This window comes from Pseudomonas sp. K8, from assembly GCF_014889455.1.
Classification (GTDB): Bacteria; Pseudomonadota; Gammaproteobacteria; order Pseudomonadales; family Pseudomonadaceae; genus Aquipseudomonas; species Aquipseudomonas veronii.
Genome location: NZ_VJWO01000184.1, coordinates 1 through 655, shown reverse-complemented (window position 1 = coordinate 655; position 655 = coordinate 1). Strand labels below are relative to the sequence as shown.

Sequence of the window (655 nt, the reverse complement as noted above, 5' to 3'; positions counted from 1 at the left end):
CCTCAGCGTCTTCGGCGACAGCGAGGCGTTGTCGCGCTTGCACGCCAGCGCCTGCACGAAGGATTGGGTTCGGGTATTGATGACATTGGACATGCGGCAGGGCCCGTTGGGAGAGGGCCATGCACTCTATTTCCAGGCCATTTCCGCCGCTTCCACGAAGCCATCGGGCGCGCTTGCCGCGCCCGGTCACGTGCCCGTTCGTTCAGCCTTTGTAGCCGTTGCTGATCGGGTAGCGGCGTTCGCGGCCGAACGCGCGGCGCGAGACCTTCGGGCCGGGTGCGGCCTGGTGGCGCTTCCACTCGCTGGTGCGCACCAGGCGCAGCACGCGGTCCACCACGTCGGCGGCATACCCTGCCCCCACGATCTCCTCGCGCGACTGCTCCTGGTCCACGTAGCGGTACAGGATGCCGTCCAGCACGTCGTAAGCCGGCAGCGAATCCTGGTCGGTCGGGTTGGCGCGCAGCTCGGCCGACGGCGGCCGGGCGATCACCGCCGGCGGAATCACCGGCGCCCCGCCCACCGTGTTGCGCCACTTGGACAGGCCGAACACCTCGGTCTTGTACAGGTCCTTCAGCGGCGCGTAGCCGCCGCACATGTCGCCGTAGATGGTGGCGTAGCCCACCGCGTAGTCGCTCGTGTGGCCGGTGGTCAGCAG

1 protein-coding gene is annotated in these 655 nt (G+C 68.7%); it reads right to left on the bottom strand.

Annotation, left to right across the window (positions count from 1 at the left end; genetic code table 11):
- Positions 1–202 precede the first annotated feature (202 nt).
- The coding region (nadE, locus tag INT12_RS30875) for an NAD(+) synthase (RefSeq protein WP_193059226.1) at positions 203–655 on the bottom strand (453 nt) is incomplete at its 5' end.